At 71.7% G+C, this 20,962-nt stretch carries 16 protein-coding genes; 4 read left to right on the top strand and 12 right to left on the bottom strand.

What is annotated here, in order from left to right; all coding sequences use genetic code 11:
• Positions 1-135 precede the first annotated feature (135 nt).
• Entirely contained in the window at positions 136-1,512 is a 1,377-nt protein-coding gene (locus LTT61_RS13840) for a PhoH family protein (RefSeq protein ID WP_233020362.1), read from the bottom strand.
• Positions 1,513-1,807: 295 nt separating this feature from the next.
• Here LTT61_RS13840 and LTT61_RS13845 point away from each other — a divergent pair, with 295 nt between their 5' ends.
• Entirely contained in the window at positions 1,808-2,083 is a 276-nt protein-coding gene (locus LTT61_RS13845; protein ID WP_233020363.1) for a hypothetical protein, read from the top strand.
• A 24-nt stretch (positions 2,084-2,107) separates the two neighbouring features.
• Here LTT61_RS13845 and LTT61_RS13850 read toward each other — a convergent pair whose 3' ends face one another.
• The 3 genes from LTT61_RS13850 to LTT61_RS13860 form a co-directional block, all read right to left on the bottom strand.
• On the bottom strand, positions 2,108-2,578 hold the full coding sequence (locus tag LTT61_RS13850) for a limonene-1,2-epoxide hydrolase family protein (RefSeq protein WP_269821885.1): 471 nt from the start codon (positions 2,576-2,578) through the stop codon (positions 2,108-2,110).
• A gap of 38 nt (positions 2,579-2,616) precedes the next feature.
• On the bottom strand, positions 2,617-3,909 hold the full coding sequence (gene glyA / locus LTT61_RS13855) for a serine hydroxymethyltransferase (RefSeq protein ID WP_233020364.1): 1,293 nt from the start codon (positions 3,907-3,909) through the stop codon (positions 2,617-2,619).
• A 280-nt stretch (positions 3,910-4,189) separates the two neighbouring features.
• Entirely contained in the window at positions 4,190-5,398 is a 1,209-nt protein-coding gene (locus tag LTT61_RS13860; RefSeq protein ID WP_233020365.1) for a DUF885 domain-containing protein, read from the bottom strand.
• 169 nt (positions 5,399-5,567) lie between these two features.
• Here LTT61_RS13860 and coaA point away from each other — a divergent pair, with 169 nt between their 5' ends.
• Positions 5,568-6,500: a type I pantothenate kinase gene (gene coaA / locus LTT61_RS13865; protein ID WP_233020366.1), complete on the top strand. Its 933-nt coding sequence runs from the start codon at positions 5,568-5,570 to the stop codon at positions 6,498-6,500.
• 13 nt (positions 6,501-6,513) lie between these two features.
• On the opposite strand, the gene LTT61_RS13870 is transcribed toward coaA, so the two are convergent.
• The gene (locus LTT61_RS13870; RefSeq protein ID WP_269821900.1) at positions 6,514-7,320 is read right to left on the bottom strand and encodes an isoprenyl transferase; all 807 of its coding nucleotides are present in this window, start codon (positions 7,318-7,320) and stop codon (positions 6,514-6,516) included.
• Between the two features lie 95 nt (positions 7,321-7,415).
• On the opposite strand from LTT61_RS13870, the gene trhA reads away from it, so the two are divergent.
• Both trhA and LTT61_RS13880 read left to right on the top strand, forming a co-directional pair.
• Positions 7,416-8,108, top strand: a complete 693-nt coding sequence (gene trhA, locus LTT61_RS13875; RefSeq protein WP_233020368.1) for a PAQR family membrane homeostasis protein TrhA — start codon at positions 7,416-7,418, stop codon at positions 8,106-8,108.
• 18 nt (positions 8,109-8,126) lie between these two features.
• Positions 8,127-9,608 carry an adenylate/guanylate cyclase domain-containing protein gene (locus LTT61_RS13880; RefSeq protein ID WP_233020369.1) on the top strand — a complete coding sequence of 494 codons (1,482 nt, stop codon included), beginning with the start codon at positions 8,127-8,129 and terminating at the stop codon, positions 9,606-9,608.
• A gap of 4 nt (positions 9,609-9,612) precedes the next feature.
• On the opposite strand, the gene LTT61_RS13885 is transcribed toward LTT61_RS13880, so the two are convergent.
• The 7 genes from LTT61_RS13885 to LTT61_RS13915 all read right to left on the bottom strand — a co-directional run bounded on the left by LTT61_RS13885 (position 9,613) and on the right by LTT61_RS13915 (position 20,899).
• On the bottom strand, positions 9,613-11,667 hold the full coding sequence (locus LTT61_RS13885) for a thioredoxin domain-containing protein (protein ID WP_233020370.1): 2,055 nt from the start codon (positions 11,665-11,667) through the stop codon (positions 9,613-9,615).
• A gap of 180 nt (positions 11,668-11,847) precedes the next feature.
• Positions 11,848-13,428 (bottom strand): DUF6932 family protein, encoded by a 1,581-nt coding sequence (locus LTT61_RS13890; protein WP_420094786.1) that lies wholly within the window; start codon positions 13,426-13,428, stop codon positions 11,848-11,850.
• Positions 13,401-14,603 (bottom strand): DUF2201 family putative metallopeptidase, encoded by a 1,203-nt coding sequence (locus LTT61_RS13895; RefSeq protein ID WP_233020372.1) that lies wholly within the window; start codon positions 14,601-14,603, stop codon positions 13,401-13,403. Before LTT61_RS13895 ends, LTT61_RS13890 begins: the two co-directional genes overlap by 28 nt.
• Positions 14,600-15,766, bottom strand: coding sequence for an AAA family ATPase (locus LTT61_RS13900; protein WP_420094787.1), 1,167 nt, complete (start codon positions 15,764-15,766; stop codon positions 14,600-14,602). The genes LTT61_RS13895 and LTT61_RS13900 overlap by 4 nt, the downstream gene beginning before the upstream one ends.
• Before the next feature lie 50 nt (positions 15,767-15,816).
• Positions 15,817-17,127: a hypothetical protein gene (locus LTT61_RS13905; RefSeq protein ID WP_233020374.1), complete on the bottom strand. Its 1,311-nt coding sequence runs from the start codon at positions 17,125-17,127 to the stop codon at positions 15,817-15,819.
• A 52-nt stretch (positions 17,128-17,179) separates the two neighbouring features.
• Entirely contained in the window at positions 17,180-18,601 is a 1,422-nt protein-coding gene (locus LTT61_RS13910; RefSeq protein ID WP_233020375.1) for an MFS transporter, read from the bottom strand.
• 108 nt (positions 18,602-18,709) lie between these two features.
• Positions 18,710-20,899, bottom strand: a complete 2,190-nt coding sequence (locus tag LTT61_RS13915; RefSeq protein ID WP_233020376.1) for an MMPL family transporter — start codon at positions 20,897-20,899, stop codon at positions 18,710-18,712.
• Between the last annotated feature and the right edge of the window lie 63 nt (positions 20,900-20,962).

The raw sequence follows: 20,962 nt of genomic DNA on the forward strand, positions 1-20,962 counted from the left end.
AAGGTAGCGGGTCGGCGGCCGGTACGGGGATGCCCGGTCGAGAAACTGGGCAGTACCCCAGCGGAACGACGCTCGGGCGAGAGGTGGTCACCAACCGGCGGCCCCCGGAAGGGGACCGCCGGACGGCTCAGCGGCTCAGGAATTCGGCCCGTACTCCTCCAGCATCTCGGTGACCAGCGCCGCGATCGGCGAGCGCTCGCTGCGGGTCAGCGTGATGTGCGCGAAGAGCGGGTGCCCCTTCAGCTTCTCGATCACCGCCGCGACGCCGTCGTGCCTGCCGACCCGCAGGTTGTCGCGCTGCGCCACATCGTGGGTGAGCACCACCCGGGAACCGCTGCCGAGCCGGCTGAGCACCGTGAGCAGGACGTTGCGCTCCAGCGACTGCGCCTCGTCCACGATCACGAAGGAGTCGTGCAGCGAGCGGCCGCGGATGTGGGTGAGCGGGAGGACCTCCAGCATGCCCCGGCTCAGCACCTCCTCCAGCACCTCCCGGCTGGCCAGCCCGTCGAGGGTGTCGAAGACGGCCTGCGCCCACGGCCCCATCTTCTCGCTCTCGCTGCCAGGCAGGTAGCCGAGCTCCTGGCCGCCCACCGCGTACAGCGGCCGGAACACCACCACCTTGCGCTGCGTCCGCCGCTCCATCACGGCCTCCAGCCCGGCGGTCAGCGCCAGCGCCGACTTGCCGGTGCCCGCGCGGCCGCCGAGCGAGACGATGCCCACACTCTCGTCCAGCAGCAGATCCAGCGCGATGCGCTGCTCCGCGGAGCGGCCGTGCAGCCCGAACGCCTCGCGCTCGCGCACCACCTGCACCCGCTTGTCCGGCGTGACCCGGCCCAGCGCGCTGGAGTTCGGCCCGAGCAGCCGGATGCCGGTGTGGCAGGGCAGCTCCCGCGCCTCCTCCAGGTCGACCGAGCCCTCCGAGTACAGCGCGTCCACCCGGTCGCCGGAGACGTCCAGCTCGACCATCCCGGACCAGCCCGAGGTCACCACGTCCTGGGCGTGGTACTCCTCCGCCGCCAACCCCACCGCGGAGGCCTTGACCCGCAGCGGGATGTCCTTCGACACGAGCACCACCCGCGCCCCCTCGGCCGCGAGGTTCAGCGCGCAGGCGAGGATGCGGGCGTCGTTGGTGTCGGTGCGGAAGCCGATGGGGAGCAACGCGGGGTCGGTGTGGTTCAGCTCCACCTGGAGGGTTCCGCCCTCGGTGCCGATCGGCAGCCGCTCGTCCAGCCTGCCGTGCTGCAGCCGGAGATCGTCCAGGTTGCGCAGCGCCTCGCGGGCGAACCAGCCCAGCTCGTGGTGGTGCCGCTTGGACTCGAGCTCACCGATCACCACCAGCGGGAGGACCGCGTGGTGCTCGCCGAACCGGGTGAAGGCCCAGGGATCGGAGAGCAGGACGGAGGTGTCGATGACGAAGGTCTTGCAGCCGTCCACGGCTTCCCCTCGCGGGGAATCTGCTTTTGCCGGCGATACGGACGACGCGGGAGCGGAAACGGAGCGTGCAGCAGTCACGGTGGGCTCCTAAAGTGTTCGCACGGCACCCGCACGAACGATCGCGCTGGACCGGTCCGTCCTGATGAAGGCCGACTTGCGTCAACCGTCACGAGGGCCGGGTGCCGGCCCCCTCGTACTGATTGCCTCAGTCACGGTCAGGACCTCCCGTACGAACCACAACGACGCGGTCCGCACCAACGAAGTTACCGCCGACCCCCGACACCGCGCTGCATCTAGCGCGGGACTGGTGGTGAATATGTCGTTAACGAGCAGGCAGCGGCGCTCCGGTCGGGCTGCGGTTAAAGTCGCGGACATGGCCGTACCAGAGGATCTCGCCGCACTGTCGTCCAAGGAGCTGCACGACCGAGCCGTCAAACTCGCCGTGCGCCGCGCCGACGTGAAGTACCTGTGGCAACTGCTGAAGCGCATCCCGGCGGCCGAGGCCGCGGCGGGCAAGGTCGGCGAGAGCGAGGCCGACATCACCTACGTGCTCCCGCTGATCGACGACTATCTGCACGCCGGGGAGGGCGCGGTCGCCGAGCAGTTGCGGCCGTTCTACCTGGAGTACCTCGCCGAGCACTCCGGGTAGCGAAGTCGACTCCGGGTAGCGAAGTCAGCGGCGGGAGAACGCCGCGCGGAAGACGCCGCCGACGGTGCCGCGCAGGAAGTTCTCCCAGCTGAAGTGGTCGTGCCAGAGCACGATCTTCCCCTCGCGGAGCACGAAGGTGCCCATCACCCAGAACCGGATGGCGACCGGGCCGAAGCGCAGCACGTCGGTCCGGTCGGTGAGCACCACCGCGCCGTCCGCGGCGATGTGGTGCACCTCGACCGCGAAGCCGAGGGCCGGGCGCTCCAGCCCGCGCAGCACGCCCGCGACCCGGCGCGCGCCGCGCACGTCGGGCAGCGTGGTGTTCTTCCACACCACGTCGGGGTGCAGCAGCTCGACGGCGGCGTCGGTCTCGCCGCGCTCCATCGCCTCCAGGAAGGTGCGGACGGTGCGCACCGACTGCGTGCCGGGGCTGCTGCCGTTCAACGACTGCGGCGCCGAGCCGCCGTTGCGGGTGGTCTCCAGGTTGTCGGCCATGTACCGACGATAGGCCGAACCCCGCGACGGCGACAGCCCTAGCCGAGCAGGCCCCACTCCTCCAGCCCGGAGTACAGCGGGAAGTCCTGCGCGAGCTTGCGCACCCTGGCCCGCAGCGGCTCGGGTTCGCCGCCCGCGAGCGCGGTGGCGATGATGTCGGCGACCTCGGTGAACTCGGTGTCGCCGAAGCCGCGGGTGGCCAGCGCGGCGGTGCCGATGCGCAGCCCGGAGGTGACCATCGGCGGGCGCGGGTCGAACGGGACGGCGTTGCGGTTCACCGTGATCCCGATCTCGTGCAGCAGGTCCTCGCCCTGCTGGCCGTCGAGCTCGGAGCTGCGCAGGTCGACCAGGACCAGGTGCACGTCGGTGCCGCCGGTGAGCACGCTGATGCCCTTGCCCGCGACGTCGGCGCCGGTCAGCCGCTCGGCGAGCAGCGCGGCGCCGGAGAGCGTGCGCTCCTGGCGCTCCTTGAACTCCGCGGTGCCCGCGATCTTGAAGGCCACCGCCTTGGCCGCGACCGCGTGCATGAGCGGCCCGCCCTGCTGGCCGGGGAAGACCGCGCTGTTCAGCTTCTTGGCCCACTCCTGCTTGGCCAGGATGATCCCGGAGCGCGGGCCGCCGAGGGTCTTGTGCACGGTCGAGGAGACGACGTCGGCGTGCGGCACCGGCGAGGGATGCAGCCCGGCCGCGACCAGCCCGGCGAAGTGCGCCATGTCCACCCACAGGTACGCGCCGACCTCGTCCGCGATCGAGCGGAAGGCCGCGAAATCCTGCTGCCTGGGGTAGGCCGACCAACCCGCCACGATCACCTTGGGCCTGGACTCCAGCGCGATCGTGCGCACCTCGTCCATGTCGATCCGGTGGTCTTCCTTGCTCACCCCGTAGGAGTGCACGTCGTAGAGCTTGCCGGAGAAGTTCAGCCGCATGCCGTGCGTGAGGTGCCCGCCGTGCGCCAGGTCGAGGCCGAGCAGCTTGTCGCCCGGCTCGAGCAGCGCGTGCAGCACCGCGGCGTTGGCCTGCGCGCCGGAGTGCGGCTGCACATTGGCGAAATCGGCGCCGAACAGCGCCTTGGCCCGCTCGCGGGCGAGGTTCTCGATCACGTCGACGTGCTCGCAGCCGCCGTAGTAGCGGCGGCCGGGGTAGCCCTCCGCGTACTTGTTGGTGAGCACGCTGCCCTGCGCCTGCAGCACCGCGCGCGGCACGAAGTTCTCCGAGGCGATCATCTCGAGGGTGTCGCGCTCGCGGGCGAGTTCGCCCGCCACCGCTGCCGCGACCTCGGGGTCGAGCTCTGCGAGGGACTGGGTGTTCACCGAAGCGGTCGTCTGCGTCACCCCGCCGATTCTATGGACCCGCTGGTTGCCGCCCGGCGGCGGGTGTGCGCTCCCGCCCGCGCCCGGGCGCCGCCGAATTCACGGGCCGGACATGCGGCCGACCACGGGTGTGCATCTCGGGGGACGACCGTGGCCGGTCATCTGTTGTGCGTCGAATCGAGGACCGATCGTGTTCATTCCCACCCCCATCTCCGACGGCGGGCTCGGCAGCCTGCTCCAGCTCTTCGTCAGCCTGATCTGCACCCTCTCCGGCGGCTCGGGGTGCCCGACGCCGATCTGATCAGGCGGGGGCGAGCTCCCGGCGCAGCGCGCCGGGGGTCAGCGGCTCGTCCAGCAGGCGGCGGAAGCGGTCGGCCCGCGCGGCGGGGTCGGCGGCCTCGTCCAGCCAGTCGCCGAGCAGCCGGTAGCCCTCGACGTAGGTGCTGATGTAGGCGCGCCAGAGCGGCGAGGAGAGGAAGCGCAGCGACTGCCGCGCGCGCTCCGGGGTGGTGAGCGCCCAGCGCTCCAGGAACCCGGCCACCTCGTCGGCGTCCCGGTGCCGGTCGTGCAGCAGCAGCGCGGCGTCCTGCCGCACCCCGAGCAGCCCGGCCGATGCCTGCGACAGCTGCTCGGCGCGCTCGCCGTCGAAGCGCAGCCCGAGGTCGGCGTAGATCTCCTGCGCCCACACGCCCCAGCCGGGGCCGACGACGGCCTTCAGCGCCAGGTCGGCGAGGCCCTCGGCCATCAGGCACTGCGGGGTGTTGACCAGGAAGAGCGTCTGCTCGTCCTGCCCGGCGGCGACCAGCCCGGCCTCCTTGCGGCAGTGCTCGGTGTGGTGCCCGGGGTAGGACTCGTGCGCGATCAGGTGCGGCAGGTTCGCCATCTGCTGGCGCAGGTCGGAGTTGATCGCGACGGTGGAGTGGTAGCCGCCGTTGTAGTAGTTGAAGCCGGACCACGGCTTGTCGCCGACCACCTCGTAGGTGACGTGCTCGCTGTCCGGCAGCGGGAAGCGCTCGCGCACCCGCTCGCGCAGCGCGCCGGAGAAGGCCGCCACGCAGTCGCGCAGCCGCTCCGGCGGGATCTCGTCGGCCCTGCGGTGCGCGGTGATCCGCTCGATCAGCGGGCCGTCGCCGGGCAGCACCTCGTCCAGCTGCCGGTGCGCCTCGCGGTAGAGCGCCTCGTCGCCGGGGGAGATCTCGACGTCGAAGTAGGCGCGCACCTCGTCCACGAAGCCGATCTCGGCGCCGGCGAACTTGCGCCCTGAGCACTCCAGCGCGCGCAGGTGCACGTCGACGAATTCGGCCCGCTCCGGCGGCAGTCCGGCGCCGGGCAGCTCGGCGCGCAGCGCGGCGGCCCTGCGGGCCAGCTCGGCGGGCTCCGGCGCGGGCGCGTCCCGGACCGCCCGGCGCAGCTCCGGGTCGCCGGTGAAGGCATCGACGAAGCCCTCTTCGATGCGGTCGAAGGCGAGGCCGAGCCGCAGGTACTCGGTGACGAGCGGATGCGCTTCCATTCGGCCGAGACTAGCGCGAAACGCACCGCCCCGGCATCCCGAATTCCCGACCCCGCGTGCGGTGCGCCCGCGGCGCGGAGCACAATTCGGCTGTGCGGCGACGGTGGCGGGCGACTTCACCGCGCCGGCGCGCGACGGAGCGTGTTTGCACGGAGGAGGCATCGGGTAAGTGGCACGAATGGGCGAGCCGAGTCCGTATGTGGAATTCGACCGGAAACAATGGCGAAAACTCCGCAAATCGACTCCGCTGGTACTGACCGAGGAAGAACTGTTCGGGCTGCGCGGGCTCGGCGAACAGATCGATCTGGAAGAAGTGGCCGAGGTCTATCTGCCGCTCGCCCGGTTGATCCACCTCCAGGTGGCGGCCAGGCAAAGGCTTTTCGCGGCGACCGCGACCTTCCTCGGCGAAACGCACCCGGACAGCCAGGTGCCGTTCGTCATCGGGGTGGCGGGCAGCGTCGCGGTCGGCAAATCGACCACCGCGCGCGTGCTGCAGGCGCTGCTGGCGCGCTGGGACCACCACCCGCGGGTCGACCTGGTCACCACCGACGGGTTCCTCTACCCCACCGCCGAGCTGATCCGGCGGAGCATCATGCACCGCAAGGGCTTCCCGGAGAGCTACGACCGCCGCAAGCTGCTGCGATTCGTCACCGAGGTGAAGTCGGGCGCGGCCGAGGTCTGCGCGCCGGTGTACTCGCACGTCTCCTACGACATCGTGCCGAACGAGAAGCACTGTGTGCACCAGCCGGACATCCTGATCGTCGAGGGGCTGAACGTGCTGCAGACCGGGCCCCGGCTCATGGTCTCCGACCTTTTCGACTTCTCCATCTACGTGGACGCGCGGATCGAGGACATCGAGAATTGGTATGTGCAGCGGTTTCTCACGCTGCGCGACGGCGCCTTCGCGGATCCGCGCGCGCATTTCCACCATTACTCGGCGCTCACCGACGAACAGGCGGTGGTCGCGGCGCGCGACATCTGGAACTCGACCAACCGGCCGAATCTGGTGGAGAACATCCTGCCGACCCGCCCGCGCGCCACCCTGGTGCTGCGCAAGGACGCGGATCACACCATCAATAGGCTGCGTTTGCGGAAATTGTGAGATATCCGACAGGTCAGATGCCGAAACGGCGGTGCCGCGCGGCGAAATCGCGCAGCGCGCGCAGGAAATCGACGCGGCGGAATTCCGGCCAGTACGCCTCGGTGAACCAGATCTCCGAGTAGGCGCTCTGCCAGAGCAGGAATCCGGAGAGCCGCTGCTCGCCGGAGGTGCGGATCACCAGGTCCGGGTCGGGCTGGCCGGAGGTGTACAGGTGCTGGCCGATGGCGGGGACGGTGATCGACTGCACCAGGTCTTCGCCGGTCTCGCCCGCGGCGATCTCCTGGCGCACCAGGGAGCGCACCGCGTCGGTGATCTCCTGCCTGCCGCCGTACCCGACCGCGACGTTGACGTGCACGCCCGGCTTGCCGATGGTGCGCTCGGCGGCGGTGTTCAGCCGCTTGGCGATCAGCTCGGGGAAGCCGTCGAGCGAGCCGATCAGCCGGACGCTCCAGTCCTGCTCCGGGTCGGCGAGCTCCTCGACCACGTCGGTGATGACTTCGAAGAGCGTCTCCAGCTCCTCCGGGTCGCGCCGCAGGTTCTCGGTGGAGAGCAGGTAGACGGTGACCATCTCGATGCCCTCGTCGGCACACCAGCCGACCAGCTCGGCGATCTTCAGCGCGCCGACGCGGTGCCCGTGCCTGACATCGGTGAAGCCGTTCTCCCGCGCCCAGCGCCGGTTGCCATCGCACATGACCGCGACGTGCCGGGGGTGCTCCTTGCCCGCGAGCTGCTTCGACAGCCGGGACTCGTAGAGGCGATAGGGCAGCCCCCGCACCTGACTTCCAAGCTCCACCCGGGTCACCCTACGCCTCGAGACCATGAACACAGCATCCGATGATTGCGCGCCGGTAGGGTGACTGCCACCATTAACCTACGGTTCCGTAGGTTACCGAAGAGTTAAGCAGGAGGCATCCCGTGTCCGAAACCGTCGGCACCGCCGCGTCGCCCGCCGAGGAGCTGGCCGAGGCGATCGGCAAGCCGCGGCTGCGCGGCTGGATCCACACCTGGGCCGTCGGTGTCGCCGCCATCGCGGTGGTCGCGCTGGTCGGGTTCGCGACCACGGTCTCGGTGACGGCCGTGCTGTCGACCCTGGTCTACGGCATCACGGTGTGCGCGCTGTTCGGGGTGAGCGCGGTGTACCACCGGGTCACCTGGCGCACGCCGCAGACGCGGATCCGGATGAAGCGCGCGGACCACTCCATGATCTTCGTCTTCATCGCGGGCAGCTACACCCCGTTCGCGCTGCTCGGGCTGCCCGGCTCGACCGGGCGGACGCTGCTCGCCGTGGTCTGGGCGGGCGCGCTGGCCGGGGTCGCGCTGAAACTGCTCTGGCCGACGGCGCCGCGCTGGGTCGGGGTACCGCTCTACCTGCTGCTCGGCTGGGCGGTGGTGCCGGTGGCCGGGCAGCTGCACGCCGAGGTCGGGCTGGCTCCGCTCATCCTGCTGGTCATCGGCGGCCTCATCTACAGCGCGGGCGCCGTCCTCTATGCCACCAAATGGCCGAATCCGTGGCCCGAGGTCTTCGGCCACCACGAGTTCTTCCACGCCGCCACCGTGCTGGCCGCGCTCGCCCACTACGCCGCGATCTGGCTGGTCCTGCTGCGCTGACCCGGTAGGTTTCACCCCGTGATCGCTCGCCTCATGCTGTGGGCGCTGCAGGCCCGCTGGGGGCTCGCCGTCGTCGTGATCGCGGCCAACCTCAGCGGCCTCGGCGTGATCGTCACCGCGCTGTGGCTGAACGGCTTCCTCGGCCGGCTCGGCCCGGACTGGCGGGCGGCGGTGCTGCTGGTCGCGATCTACCCGACCATCGGCTTCCTGGCCGGAGTCGTGCTCGCGGTCCGCGACCGGCGCACGCATTTCGGCTGGCTGGACGAGCTGCGCAAGCCGACCCCGGACGAGGCGCGCGAGCTGCTCGGGCTGCCGATCTCGATCACCGTGCGCGCGCTCGCGCTGTGGATACCGGGCGTGGCGATCGCGGCGGTGCTCTTCTCGCTCTTCGCCGACAGCACCAACCCGGCGGTCACCGCCGCGATCTTCACGCTCGGCGCCTTCGAATCGTCGGCGCTGACCTTCCTGATCGTGGACCGGCTGATCCGGCCCGCCGTCCCGGTGGTGGCGGCGGTGCTCGGCGCGACCATGCACTGGAGCTCCTCGGTGCTGGCGCGGGTGCTCGTCACCTGGGCGGTGGCCGGTGCCATGCCGATGCTGCTGCTCATCACGGTGCTCGCCGACCCGGTCGCGGGGGCACCGGACCGGGTGCGCACCGCCCTCTACCTCGCCAACGTCGGCTTCGTGGTCGGCGCGCTCGCGACCGCTTTCCTGGCGCGGGCGGTGGCCGCGCCGGTGCACACGCTGCGGCTCGCGCTGGACCGGATCACCCGCGGCGAGCTGGACGTCCGGGTGCCGGTCGGCAGCGTCGGCGAGATCGGCAGGCTGGAGCACTCGGTGAACGAGCTCGCGGCCAGCCTGCGCGACCGGCAGCGGCTGCGGGACGTGTTCGGGCGGCACGTCGGCGCCGAGGTCGCGGAGCGGGCGCTGGTGGCGCGCGGCGTCGACCTGACCGGGGACGTCCGGGTGGTCTCGGCGCTGTTCGTCGACGTCACCGGCTCGGTGGCGCTCTCCACCGGGCTGCCGCCGCAGGAGTTCGTCGCCAAGCTGAACCGGCTGCTCGGCACCGTGATCACCGCGACCGAGGAGAACGGCGGGCTGGTCAACAAGTTCGAGGGGGACGCGGCGCTCTGCGTCTTCGGGGCGCCGATCGCGCTGCCGGACAACGCGACGCCCGCGCTGCGCGCCGCCCGGCGGATCCGGGACGAGGTGCGGGCCGCCGGGGAGCTGGATATCGGGATCGGGGTGGCGCGGGGGCTGGTCTTCGCCGGGGACGTCGGAGCCGATACCCGGCTGGAGTTCACCGTGATCGGGGATGCGGTGAATCGGGCGTCGCGGCTCACCAGCGAGGCCAAGCGGGTGCCGCGGCGGGTGCTGGTGAGCGCGGATGCGATCGAGGCCGCGGCGGCCGAGGAGCGGACGCACTGGGTGCACCACGCGGATATTCAGCTGCGCGGTATGGCCGAGCCGACGCCGTGCTGGACGGATACCGAGCGGTGACCCGTCAGCGGCGGGCGAGTGCCGCCGTCAGGTCGATGGCGCCGGTGACGGGGAGGTCGCAGACGGTGCCGCGGCAGACGTAGGCGGCGGGCTCGGCGCCGACCGGCGGGCGGTCCGCGAGCAGCGGGGCCGAGTCCCGTTCGCCCGCGACGATCACCGTGCCGCCGGGCGCGGAGGCGCGGGCGGCGGCGAGCAGCTCGGCGGCGTCCCCGCCGGGCGGGACGGCGATCGCGATCTGCAGCGGCCCGTGGAACGCCGCCTCCGCCACCGTCAACCACTGCCCCGCCGAGCGCGGCGCCCGCGCCAGCACCACCGCGCCGCGCGCCAGCGTGCGATCCGCCAGCTCCCGGTACCGAACCGCGTTCTCCGGCTCGGCCAGCGCGGCGGCGGTGAGCAACGCCTCGGCCAGCGACGACGCCCCCGCCGGGGTGGCGTTGTCGACCGGGTCGCGCGGCCGCGCGACCAGCGTCTCGGCATCGTCGGCGGTGTCGAACCAGCTGCCCGGCTCGTCCGGGTCGGCGAAGTGCGCGATCGCGGCGTCAAGGAGCTGCTCGGCGTGCGTCCGCCACTCCGGCTCGCCGGTCACCTGGTGCAGCGCCAGCAATCCGGTGACCAGCCAGGCGTAATCCTCCAGCACCCCGGGCGAGGCTCCGGCGGCCCCGCCGAGCGAGGCCCGCAGCACCCGGCCGTCGACCACGTGCACCCGCAGCAGGAACTCGGCGCAGCGCCGCGCCGCCGCCACCCACGCCGGAACATCCAGCGCCGCACCGGCTTCGGCGAGCGCGGTGATCGCGATGCCGTTCCACGCGGTGACCACCTTGTCGTCGCGCGCCGGCTGCGGGCGGTGGTCCCTGGCGTCGCGCAGCAGCACCCGCGCTCGGTCGAGCCGCTCCGGGTCGTCCGGCTCGGCGAGCCGGGTGAGGACCGAGGTGCCGTGCTCGAAGGTGCCCGCCGTGGTTACACCCATTTGCGCAGCGGCCCATGCGCCTTCGATCGGGCCGAGCTCGGCGACGAGTTCGGCGGGGGTCCAGACGTAGGTGGCGCCCTCGACGCCGGGCTCGCCGGGGCGCACCGGGGTGTCGGCGTCCAGCGCGGAGGCGAGCCCGCCGTGCTCGGTGCCGAGATCGTCCAGCAGGAAGGCGGCGGTCTCCGCCGTCACCCGCGCGGCGAGCGACCGCCCGCCGCTGCCCGGCTCGGCCGGGAGTTCCCGGCGCGCCAGGTGCGCGTAGGCGCGCAGCAGCTGCGCGTTGTCGTAGAGCATCTTCTCGAAGTGCGGCACCAGCCAGCGCTCGTCCACCGAGTAGCGGGCGAAGCCGCCGCGCAGCTGGTCGTAGATGCCGCCGCGCGCCATGGCCTCGGCCGTCCGCTCGACCAGGGCGTAGGTCTCCGGGTCGCCGGTGCGCTCCCAGCTCCGCAGCAACCCGGCGAGCAGCGCCGACGGCGGGAACTTCGGCGCGCCGCCGAACCCGCCGAACGCCGTGTCCTCGTCCTTACTCACCGCGCTCACCACGTGATCGAGCAGGTCGGCGCCGATCGCGCCGCCCGCATCCGGCAGCCCGGTCGCCTGCGCGCGCAGCGCCTCGGTGACCTGCGCCGCCGCCTGCTCCACCTCGTCGCGCCGGTTCCGCCAGGTGTCGGTGATGGCGGTGAGCACCTGCGTGAACGACGGCGAACCGCCGCGCGGCACCCGCGGGTAGTAGGTGCCACAGTAGAACGGCGACCCGTCCGGGGCCAGGAAACAGGTCATCGGCCAGCCCCCGTGCCCGGTCATGGCGACGGTCGCGTTCATGTAGACGGCGTCCAGATCCGGCCGCTCCTCGCGGTCCACCTTCACGCACACGAACTCCGCGTTCATCTGCGCCGCCGTCGCCTCGTCCTCGAACGACTCGTGCGCCATCACGTGGCACCAGTGGCAGGAGGCGTAGCCGATCGAGAGCAGGATCGGCACGTCCCGCTCCCGCGCCTCCGCCAGCGCCTCGGCGCTCCACTCCCGCCAGTGCACGGGGTTGTCGGCATGCTGGCGCAGGTATGGCGAGGTCGCTGTTCCGAGCCGGTTCATACGTTCAGCGTTCCACAGAAGTCCGGGCGCACACGTTCTTCAGCAGCCCGCCCGCCACGACTCGCTTCAGATAGTCCCTGCACCGGAGCGTCGTCGAATGATCGAGGTGGTCACCCAGCCGCAAGGTTCATGGTCACTTGGACGCTTGCACCGTGGACACATGGCCGCTGCCCTGGCGGTTCACATCCCACCGTCCAGCTCGGGGATAGGGTCCTCCTGTTCCATCAGCCGAATGAACTGGTGCTCGGTGCGCCTGCGTTCGCCGAATCGATCTGCGGATGTCTCCGTCCGCACCTGTATCCGCAGGAACGAGTCCCACGGCAGCGCCTTCGCGATCGATGCTGGTATCCGCTCGATCTCCGTCTTACGCCGGTTGTGCAGCAGCTGAATTCGGGCGAACTCGTCCTGCAGGCCGACAGCGGACAGAAACCCGGCTTTGACGCTGAGTTCGACCTGCGGGACAGGTTCGAGCAGACGACGCGCATTGACACGCCCGCGCTCGGTCAACCGGGACACCTGCCGCCGCCCATCGTGTCCGGACAGATCGATCTCCACACCGGCGTCGGCCTTGTCGAGGGAGTCGACCAGGAGCCGCAGCCGGTGCCAGAGACCCGACGAGAAATCGGGGCCGACCTGCTCGCCCCGCTCGATCACGTCGTGCAGTTCGATCACCCGTTCCAGGGCTGTTTCGAGCGGCGACGGTCCCGATACCTCGATTTCACCGTCGGCCGGAGTGTCGGCGCCGAACGGCAGCAGCGGCAGCACGACACTCCCGTCACGAACCTCCCGGAAACCGATCGACAGCCCCTCGGCGATGTCGGCGGGAACAGCGGCACGGACTTCGCGGTCGATGAGGCCGAATATCTCGGCCGCGGCTGCGTCGAACACACCCTTGTCGAAGCGCTCTCCTACGAGCCTGATGCTGGCGAAGCCGGGCAAGGAGGCAGCCGAGTCGAATTGCCGCAGGCCGTCCAGCATGGCGGCACGAAGGAATGACGAAGCGGGAGCGTCGTCCACCTCGTCGATGTCGGGATCCGGTTCGAACCCGTCCAGGAACTCGGAGAACTGGTCGCGAATACTCACAGCCGAACCTCCAGGTAGCCGCGTCGACTGGCACAGCTCTCCACCGAGGGTAGGTCGGAATCCTCGATTCGACAGCGTTCCCACCAGTCGTCGAGCCGCCCCCGATCGTGCAGGTACGCCTGCTGGTCGCCATCCAGGTCGGCGTCCGGACGATGCGGATGCACCACAGGGAACCAGCGAAGGGGGGAACACCTCCAGACCATATTCGCTCTTGATGCCGTCCCGATGCTGGGTGAGCTTGGCGATCATCTTCGAGCCGGGTCTGCCGCGGGCGCGATCGGCGAGCACCCCATCGATGACCGGGGAGATATCGAGGTCACACGGGTCGACCTTGGACGAGGCAAAACTGCCCGCGATCCAGAAGGAGCGGAGCAGGGGTGCGGAAAACCCCAGCTTGGCGGACACTTCTTCCCAATTCACCAGATATCGAATCAAGCCACCGAACAGTTCCGAGCGGGTCCGGGAAGCGGTGAATCCCGCCGCCTCCACCAAAGTGGATCGAACTTCGCCCAGACTGCACCCGTATCGGCCCGGCGGTAGGTGACCGCTGAGCTCATTGAACGCAGGTATCACTGCTCCCCCTCCAGCTGCACCCCCCGGCGCGCGATACGACGAGCATAGTTTCCGCCCAGATCGGGTGAAAGGCGCTTTCACCCGATCTGGACGACCCGGGCCCACGGGGGTGGGCGGTCGGGGACGTGGTCGGAGTGCTCGGAGTAGCTCGGGAGCCGGCCGGGGAACAGTCCGACGACGGTGCGGCAGGGCGGGCGGGTGCTGGGCCAGGGGGTGTATCCGTCGGTGAGGACGACGATGACGTCGGGACGGAGGCGCAGGGCTCGGGTGAAGCCGGTGCGCAGGTCGGTGCCGCCGCCGCCGATGAGGGGGATGGCGGTGGCGCGGCAGAGGGGGGCGGCGATGTGGGCGGCAGCGTCGCAGGAGAGGACGGTGACGAGGTCGCGGCGGCCGCCTGCGGCGCGGGCGATGGCGGCGGTTTCGAGGAGGGCGCTGCCGAGGTCGGCGTCGGAGACCGAGCCGGAGGTGTCGATGACGACGGCGACGCGGGGTGGGGTGCGGCGCAGGCTGGGCAGGACCAGGCCGGGGAGTGCGGCGGAGCGGCGGGCGGGGCGGCCGTAGGTGTAGTCGTCGCCCGCGCCCGCGGCGGAGGCGGCGGCGCGGATGGCGGCGCCGAGCAGGTCGCGCCACGGCTGCGGCGGGTGCAGCGCCGCGTCGGCCCAGCGGCGCCAGCCGCGCGAGGCGGTGCCTGGGCGGCCCGCGATGCTCTGCGCGACGCGGAAGCGGGCGGCTTCGCGCTCCTGTTCGCCGAGCGCGTCGGCGCCGTCGGGGCCGAGTTCCCAACCGCGGTCGAGGCCGTCGGCGCCGCTGCCGCAGTCCAGCCAGGCCATGGCCTCGGTGAGCATGCCGAGGCGGAATTGACGCAGGTAGTCCTCCATGAGTTGGCCGCTGTCCAGCCCCAGTAGCGCGGGAAGCACGGCGCCCGATGGCTCGATCAGCCCGTCGCCGAAGGCGTCGTCGTTGATCTCGGCGTCGGCGGCGATGTTCATCCGGAGCCGCTCGGCCGGGCCGGAGAGGTCGTGCGCGCGGGCGAAGCGGTCGCTGCGGCCGTGGTGGTCGCGGATCAGGTGCGAGACCTCGTGCACCAGCACCGAGGCCAGTTCGGGGATCGGGGTGCGCTCGATGAAGGCGGGCGAGACGTAGCAGCGCCAGTACCGGTCGACGCCCATGGTCGGCACCCGGCGCGATTCGACGAGGTGCAGCGCGTACAGCACGGTGGCGAGGTAGGGCCGCGCCTGCGCGGCGAGCAGCCGGGCGGAGTAGAGCTTCGCGTCGATCACCGGCCCACCTCCGCCCCCCGCGCGACCGCGACCAGCCCGGCCAGCCGCTCGATGGCCGCGGGCACCACCCAGTCGTCCCGGCGCAGGGCGGCCAGGGTGGTGGCCGGGACGACGACCAGGTCCGGCGGCCCGGTCTCGACGGCGCGCACGAGCAGCGCGAACGCCGCGTCCCAGCGCGCCCGCTCCGGGCGCTTGCGGACGGCGGCGACGACGCCGTCGAGCGCGGCCTGGCGCAGGTCGCCGCGCTCGGGGAGCTCGGCGGCGGCGGGGTCGGCGAGCAGCGTTTCGGGGTCGGGCAGCTCCATCCGGTCCATGCTGCTGAGCAGCTCGAAGCCGGGGCCGTCGCCGACGGTGCCGCGGACCAGCAGGGAGAGCACCTCCCGGCCGACGCCCGACGCGGTGGCGAAGGCGACCAGCCGCACCGTCATCTCCCAGCTGCGCGGCGACGGCCAGGCGCCGCCGCGCTGCGTCTCCCCGCTCGGCAGCCGGTGCACGAGCAGCGGCCGGGCGGCGAGCAGCACGCACACCGCGCGGCGAGCGAAAGTTACGGCCGCCGCGAACTTTCCGGGGTCGAGCACGGGCAGCGTCGCCCGCGGCCAGGTGCCGCCGAGGCCGCGGACGACCACGTCGTGGTCGTGCGTCCAGTACAGGTGCACGAAGCGGTTGGCCAGCGGCGGGCTGAGTTCCCAGCCGTCGGCGGCGGAGGCGCGCGGATTGGCGGCGGCGACGATGCGGACACCGTCCGGCAACCGGAGCGCGCCGATCCGGCGCTCCAGCACCAGCCGGAGCAGGGCGGCCTGCACGGCGGGCGGCGCGGTGGAGAGTTCGTCCAGGAAGAGCAGGCCGCGGCCGGCGCGGACCAGCCGGACGGCCCAGTCCGGCGGCGCCATCGGGACGCCCTCGGTGGCGGGGTCGGCGCCGATCACCGGCAGCCCGGAGAAGTCGGACGGCTCGTGCACGCTGGCGATCACCGTGGTCAGCGGGAGCTCGAGGGTCTCGGCGAGCTGGGTGAGCGCGGCGGTCTTGCCGATGCCGGGCTCACCCCAGAGCAGGACCGGGAGGTCGGCGGCCACGGCGAGGGTCAGGGCGTCGAGCTGGGTGTCGGGGCGGGGTTCGGTGCTGGTGGCGTTGAGCAGGCCGAGGAGGTCGCGGGCAGCGTTCATTTGGGACATTTCAGGCATGGGGGCATCACCGTGGGGAGAGTAGGAGTGGGTCAGCGCTTGGTGGCGTGCCGCGGGTGGGCGCGGGCGGCCCGGCGCGGTGTGCGCCGGGGTGGCGGGCCGGTCGGGGTGAGCCCGGCGCGGTAGAGGCCGTGCGTGATTCGCCGCTCGGCGGCGGTTTCCAGTTCGTCGCGGAGCGGGCCGTCGCGCAGCAGGGCGCCGGGGCCGAGCAGCCCGTCGACGGCGGCGAGCGCACCGCGAATATCGCCGTGGCGCAGGCGTTCACCGATGCCGGCGAGGGCGTCCGGGTCGCGGTGGGCCCGGTCGATCACGCGCAGGCAGGGCAGGGGGGTTCCGGAGAGCGCGACCAGGAGTTCCTCGCGGCGGAGTTCGGCCGGGGTGTGGTCGATGGCGGTCAGTACGCCGTCGACCAAGCCGAGCCGGTGTTGCTCGCCCCGGCACTCGACGAGCAGTTGTTCCGGTGGGTTCGGCGCGGCGGGCGGTTCGTGGCCGGGGGCGAGCGCCGCGGCGACGAGGGGGTGCAGGCGGTCGGGGGTGATGGCGCCCGCGCGCAGGAGCTCCAGATCGGGAAGGGTCCAGGTCGCCGCGTCCGGGAGGATCGGGAGTGCGGAGAGCGCGCCGCGGGGGTAGGGCAGGTCGGGTGGGAGGTTCACCAGCACGCGGCGGCGGGCGCCGAGCCGTACCAGCACCGGTCCGGGCGGGCGGGCGTCGGCGTGCAGGAGGAGGCGTGCCTCGTCCGCCCAGCGCTCGGCGGCACAACCCGGCGGCAGGGGGCCGGACACCGGCACGCCGGGGGCGCGCGCTCCGGCCGCGCGCGCGTCGCCGGTGTCGGCCCCGACCGCGCGCAGGGCGAGATCGGCACCGAGTTCCGTTGCACCGCAACGCAGCGCCAACTCCCCCGCCCGTCGCGCATCCCACAGGTGCCGGTGCAGATCGAGCCGGAACCGCCGGTCGGGCCGCGGGTGCGGATGCGCCCCGGCCGCGCCCCCGTCCCACAGCGCGAGACTCACCCGCTGCCCGGCATCGGCCCAGGCGGGTGCGGTGCGCACCACGAGATGGACTGGCCCGTAGCGGGCCAGCGTCATGGTCAGCCCCGGATGCAACAGCCCGTCCGGGGCGATCCGGGGTAGGTGCCAGCGCAGCAGATCCGGTGCCAGGCAGCGGAGATCGGCGCGCACCGGCGGGGGAAGCGCACGGGGATCGAGGTCGAGATCGAACCCGGCCGCGGCGCACGCCCCGGCCCAGTCGCCGGCGAGCCGCCGGGCGGTACAGGTTTCGATCATCGCCGCGGGTACCGCGAATTCGCGGACGCGCAGCCAGAGGGAGATTCGGGCTTCGTTCATCAGCACACCCCGTGTGCGAACGAAACCTCCGTTCCGTACTCGGAAGAGGTAATCATCGTTTCGACGATAGCACCCACGGCGCGGCGCCGATGGTGGCCCTGCGGTCCGGCAACGCCAGCGTGACCCCGGCGAGCAGCAGTGCGACCAGCGCGATGGCGCTGAGCATGACCATGCTGCCGCCGAGCGTGTGCGCGCGGAAGAAGAGCGCGGCGAGCACGGCGAGCCCGACCGAGTTGCCGATCTGCTCGACGGTCGGCAGCAGCCCGGATGCCTCGCCCATGTCGCGGTCGTCGAGCCCCGCCAGCATGATCGGCTGCAGCGGGATCCCGAACACCCCGACGCCGAATCCGGCCAGGAAGACCGGGCCGGTGACGAGCAGCAGGTTCACCGTGCCGTCGGTGATGTGCAGGTAGCAGACGCCGACCACGACCCAGAGCCCGAACGAGGCGATCCCGGCGGCCAGGGTGCGGATACCGAAGCGCTGCACCAGGATCGGCGAGACGATGGCGCCCGCGCCCGCGCCGATGGCGAACGGTGTCATGGCGATGCCGGTGCGCAGCGCGGAGAAGCCGAGCACCTCCTGCAGCAGGATGGAGACGGTGAAGACGAAGGCGGTGAAGAGCCCGAAGAACACCGTCACCAGCACCGAGCCGACGGCGAAGCCGCGGTCGCCGAAGAGGTCGAGCCGGACGAGCGCGATCCCGCCGCGCCGCCGGGTGGCGCGCTCGTAGGCGACGAAACCCGCCCCGAGCGCCAGCGCCGCCACGATGCCGCAGGCGTGCACGATCCGCCACCCGGCCTGCTGGCTGTCGGCCAGCGCGAAGAGCAGCAGGAACAGCGCGGCGGTGGCGAGCACCGAGCCGCGGAGGTCGAGCGGGGGCCGCTCCGGCGCCGGGCCGATCTTCAGGTATTTGAGCGCGAGCCCGATGGCGATGATGCCGAGCGGCAGGTTCATCAGGAAGATGACGGGCCAGCCGAGCCCGAACGGGTCGACGGTGATCAGCACCCCGCCGAGGATCGGGCCGAGCATGCCCGCGAATCCGGCGACCGCGCCGTAGCCGGCGAAGGCGTAGGGCTGGTGATCGCGGCGGAAGGTCGCGGTGATCACCGCGATGGTCTGCGCCGCCATCCCGGCCCCCGCCACGCCCTGCACGATCCGGGCGATCACGAGTTCCAGTGCGCTGTGCGAGATTCCGCACCACACCGAGGCGGCGGTGAAGGCCGCCGCCGACCAGAGGAACATCCGGCGGCGGCCGGTGATCGCGCCGAGCCTGGCCGCGGTGAGCAGCGCGCAGGCGAAGGCCAGCGAATACCCTGCCACCACCCACAGCTGCTGCGCGCGCGTAGCGCCGAGTTCGGTGGTGATCACCGGGAGCGCGGTGTTGACGATGGTGACGTCGATCATCTGCATGAAGACCGAGAGCAGGCAGGCGCTGAACGCCCCGATCGCGACGGTCGCCTCCCGCCGGGTCACCGCGGCGCCTTCTCGAATATCGGACCATTCGACGAAGCGAGCAGTTCTCCGCTCGCCCGGCGCGGATTCTTCGGCATATTCACTCCTGGCCCGGGACCATGGTCGACGTTATTCACGGCCGGCCGCCACCGGTATTCGCGGACTTTTGTGATCGCTACCAATTCCGGCGCGCGGCGGTTCGATACGTTTCCCAATTCCCCACCACGAGGCATCGCCGGATATGCGCATGATCGCGGGGACGAGCAGCACCCGCAGAATCGCGGCATCGATGAAGAGCGCGGTCACCATGCCGACCGCGATGTACTGCATCATCACCAGGTCGGAGAGGGCGAAGGCGCCGCAGACGACGAGCAGGATGAGCGCGGCGGCGGTGATTATCCAGCCGGTGCGGGCGATGCCGTCGCGCACCGCCTCGGTGGTGGAGGCGCCCCCGGCCCGCGCCTCGACGATCCGGGCCAGCAGGAACACCTGGTAGTCGGTGGAGAGGCCGTAGATCACCGAGACGATCAGCACCAGGACCAGCGCCATGATCGGCTGCGGCGTGAAGCCGAGCACCCCCGCGCCGTTACCGTCGACGAAGATCCAGGTCAGCACGCCGAGCGTGGAGCCGAGGCCGAGCAGGTTCAGGAACCCGGCCTGCAGTGGCAGCACGATCGAGCCGAAGGCGACCATCATGAGCACCGTGGTGATCAGGAAGACCAGCACCACCATGAGCGGCAGCCGGTCGAGCAGCGCGGCCACGCTGTCCCGCTCGCTCGCGGGCTGCCCGCCGACCAGCACGATGGTGCCCGGCGGGGTCGGCATGGCGCGCAGGTAGTCGATGGTGGCGCCGGCATCGCTGACCACGGTGTTCGTCGTGAAGACGCCGAGGTCGGACTGCGCCTGCAGCGCGTCCGGGAACGGCGCCTCCAGCCCGGGCGCGCCGTTCGCGCGCCGCACCACCTCGCCGATCACCGAGGTGTCGAAGGTGATCACCACCAGGTCGACCGGGTTGATCTGGCGCAGCGGGAAGAGCTCGTCGAAGTGCTGCTGGGCGGTGCGGGTCGGGTGCTCGGGGGGCAGGAAGCGCTCGGAGATCCCGCCGAAGGCCACGTCCCGCACCGGGGCGATGAGGATCAGCAGCAGCGCCACCACCGGCACCGCGACCAGCCACGGCCTGCGCATCACCCGGCCCGCGATCCGGCCCCACGGATTGTCACGTTGCTCGATGTCGGCCCGGCGGGCGTGGAAGCGGTTGACGCCGAGCCGGTCCACCCGGTGTCCGAGGATGGCGAGCATGGCGGGCAGCACGGTCACCGAGACCGCGGCGGCCAGCGCAACCGTGATCATGGCGCCGAGCGCGAAGGAGCGCAGGAAACCATGCGGGAACAGCAGGATCGCGCCGGAGGCGACCACCACGATGGTGGCGGAGAAGGCCACCGTGCGGCCCGCCGTCGCCACCGAGCGGGCGACGGCGTCCGGCGCCGGGCGGCCCGCGGCCAGCTCCTCGCGGAACCGGCTCACGATGAAGAGCCCGTAGTCGATGGCGAGGCCGAGCCCGATCATCGACACCACCGGCGAGACGAACGAGTTCACCTCCATGACGTGCGTCAACAGCCGGACGACGCCCCACGCCCCGAGCACGGTGAGCCCGCCGACGATGAGCGGCAGCGCCGCGGCGACCACCCCGCCGAACAGGAAGAACAGCAGCACCGCCACCGCGGGGATGGCGAGGAGTTCCATCCGCCGCTGGTCGTGCGCCATGGTGTCGTTGAGCGCGAGCGCGACCGGCTGCGCGCCCGCCACCTCCAGCACCACCCCCGGCAGCACGAGCCCGTCGGCGATCTGCCGGTAGTTGTTCAGCACCTCGGTGTCGTCGCGGCCGCGCACCGCGACCGAGGCGAAGGCGTGCTCGCCGTCGGGGGTGCCGAAGACGTCGGGGACCGCGAGCCCGGTGCTCGTCTCCCAGTAGCTGCCGTTGATCTTCTCGATCCGGTCCGGGAAGCGCTCCGGCAGCCCGTTCAGGAAGCCGGTGACGGTGGCCGCGAACGCCGGGTCGTCCACGGTCTTTCCGGCCGGGGCGTGGAAGACCAGCAGCACGTCGGCGACGTGGTTGTGGCCGAACGCCTCGTCCTGCACCCGCAGCGCCCGCGCCGACTCCGAACCGGGGTCGTCCCAGCCGCTCACGCTGAGGTGCGCGGGCAGCCCGATGCCGTACCCGCCGAGCGCGAGCAGCCCGCCGACCACCACCGTGAGCACCAGGAATCGACGCCGGACGATCAACTCGATCCACCGGCCGAATCCACCGGACAATGTCACCTCCCGACCCTCGAACCGCACTCCCCGACACCTGAAACATAAGCACCGGCAATGGCTTCCACA

It is taken from the genome of Nocardia asteroides, from assembly GCF_021183625.1.
Lineage (GTDB): Bacteria > Actinomycetota > Actinomycetes > Mycobacteriales > Mycobacteriaceae > Nocardia > Nocardia asteroides_A.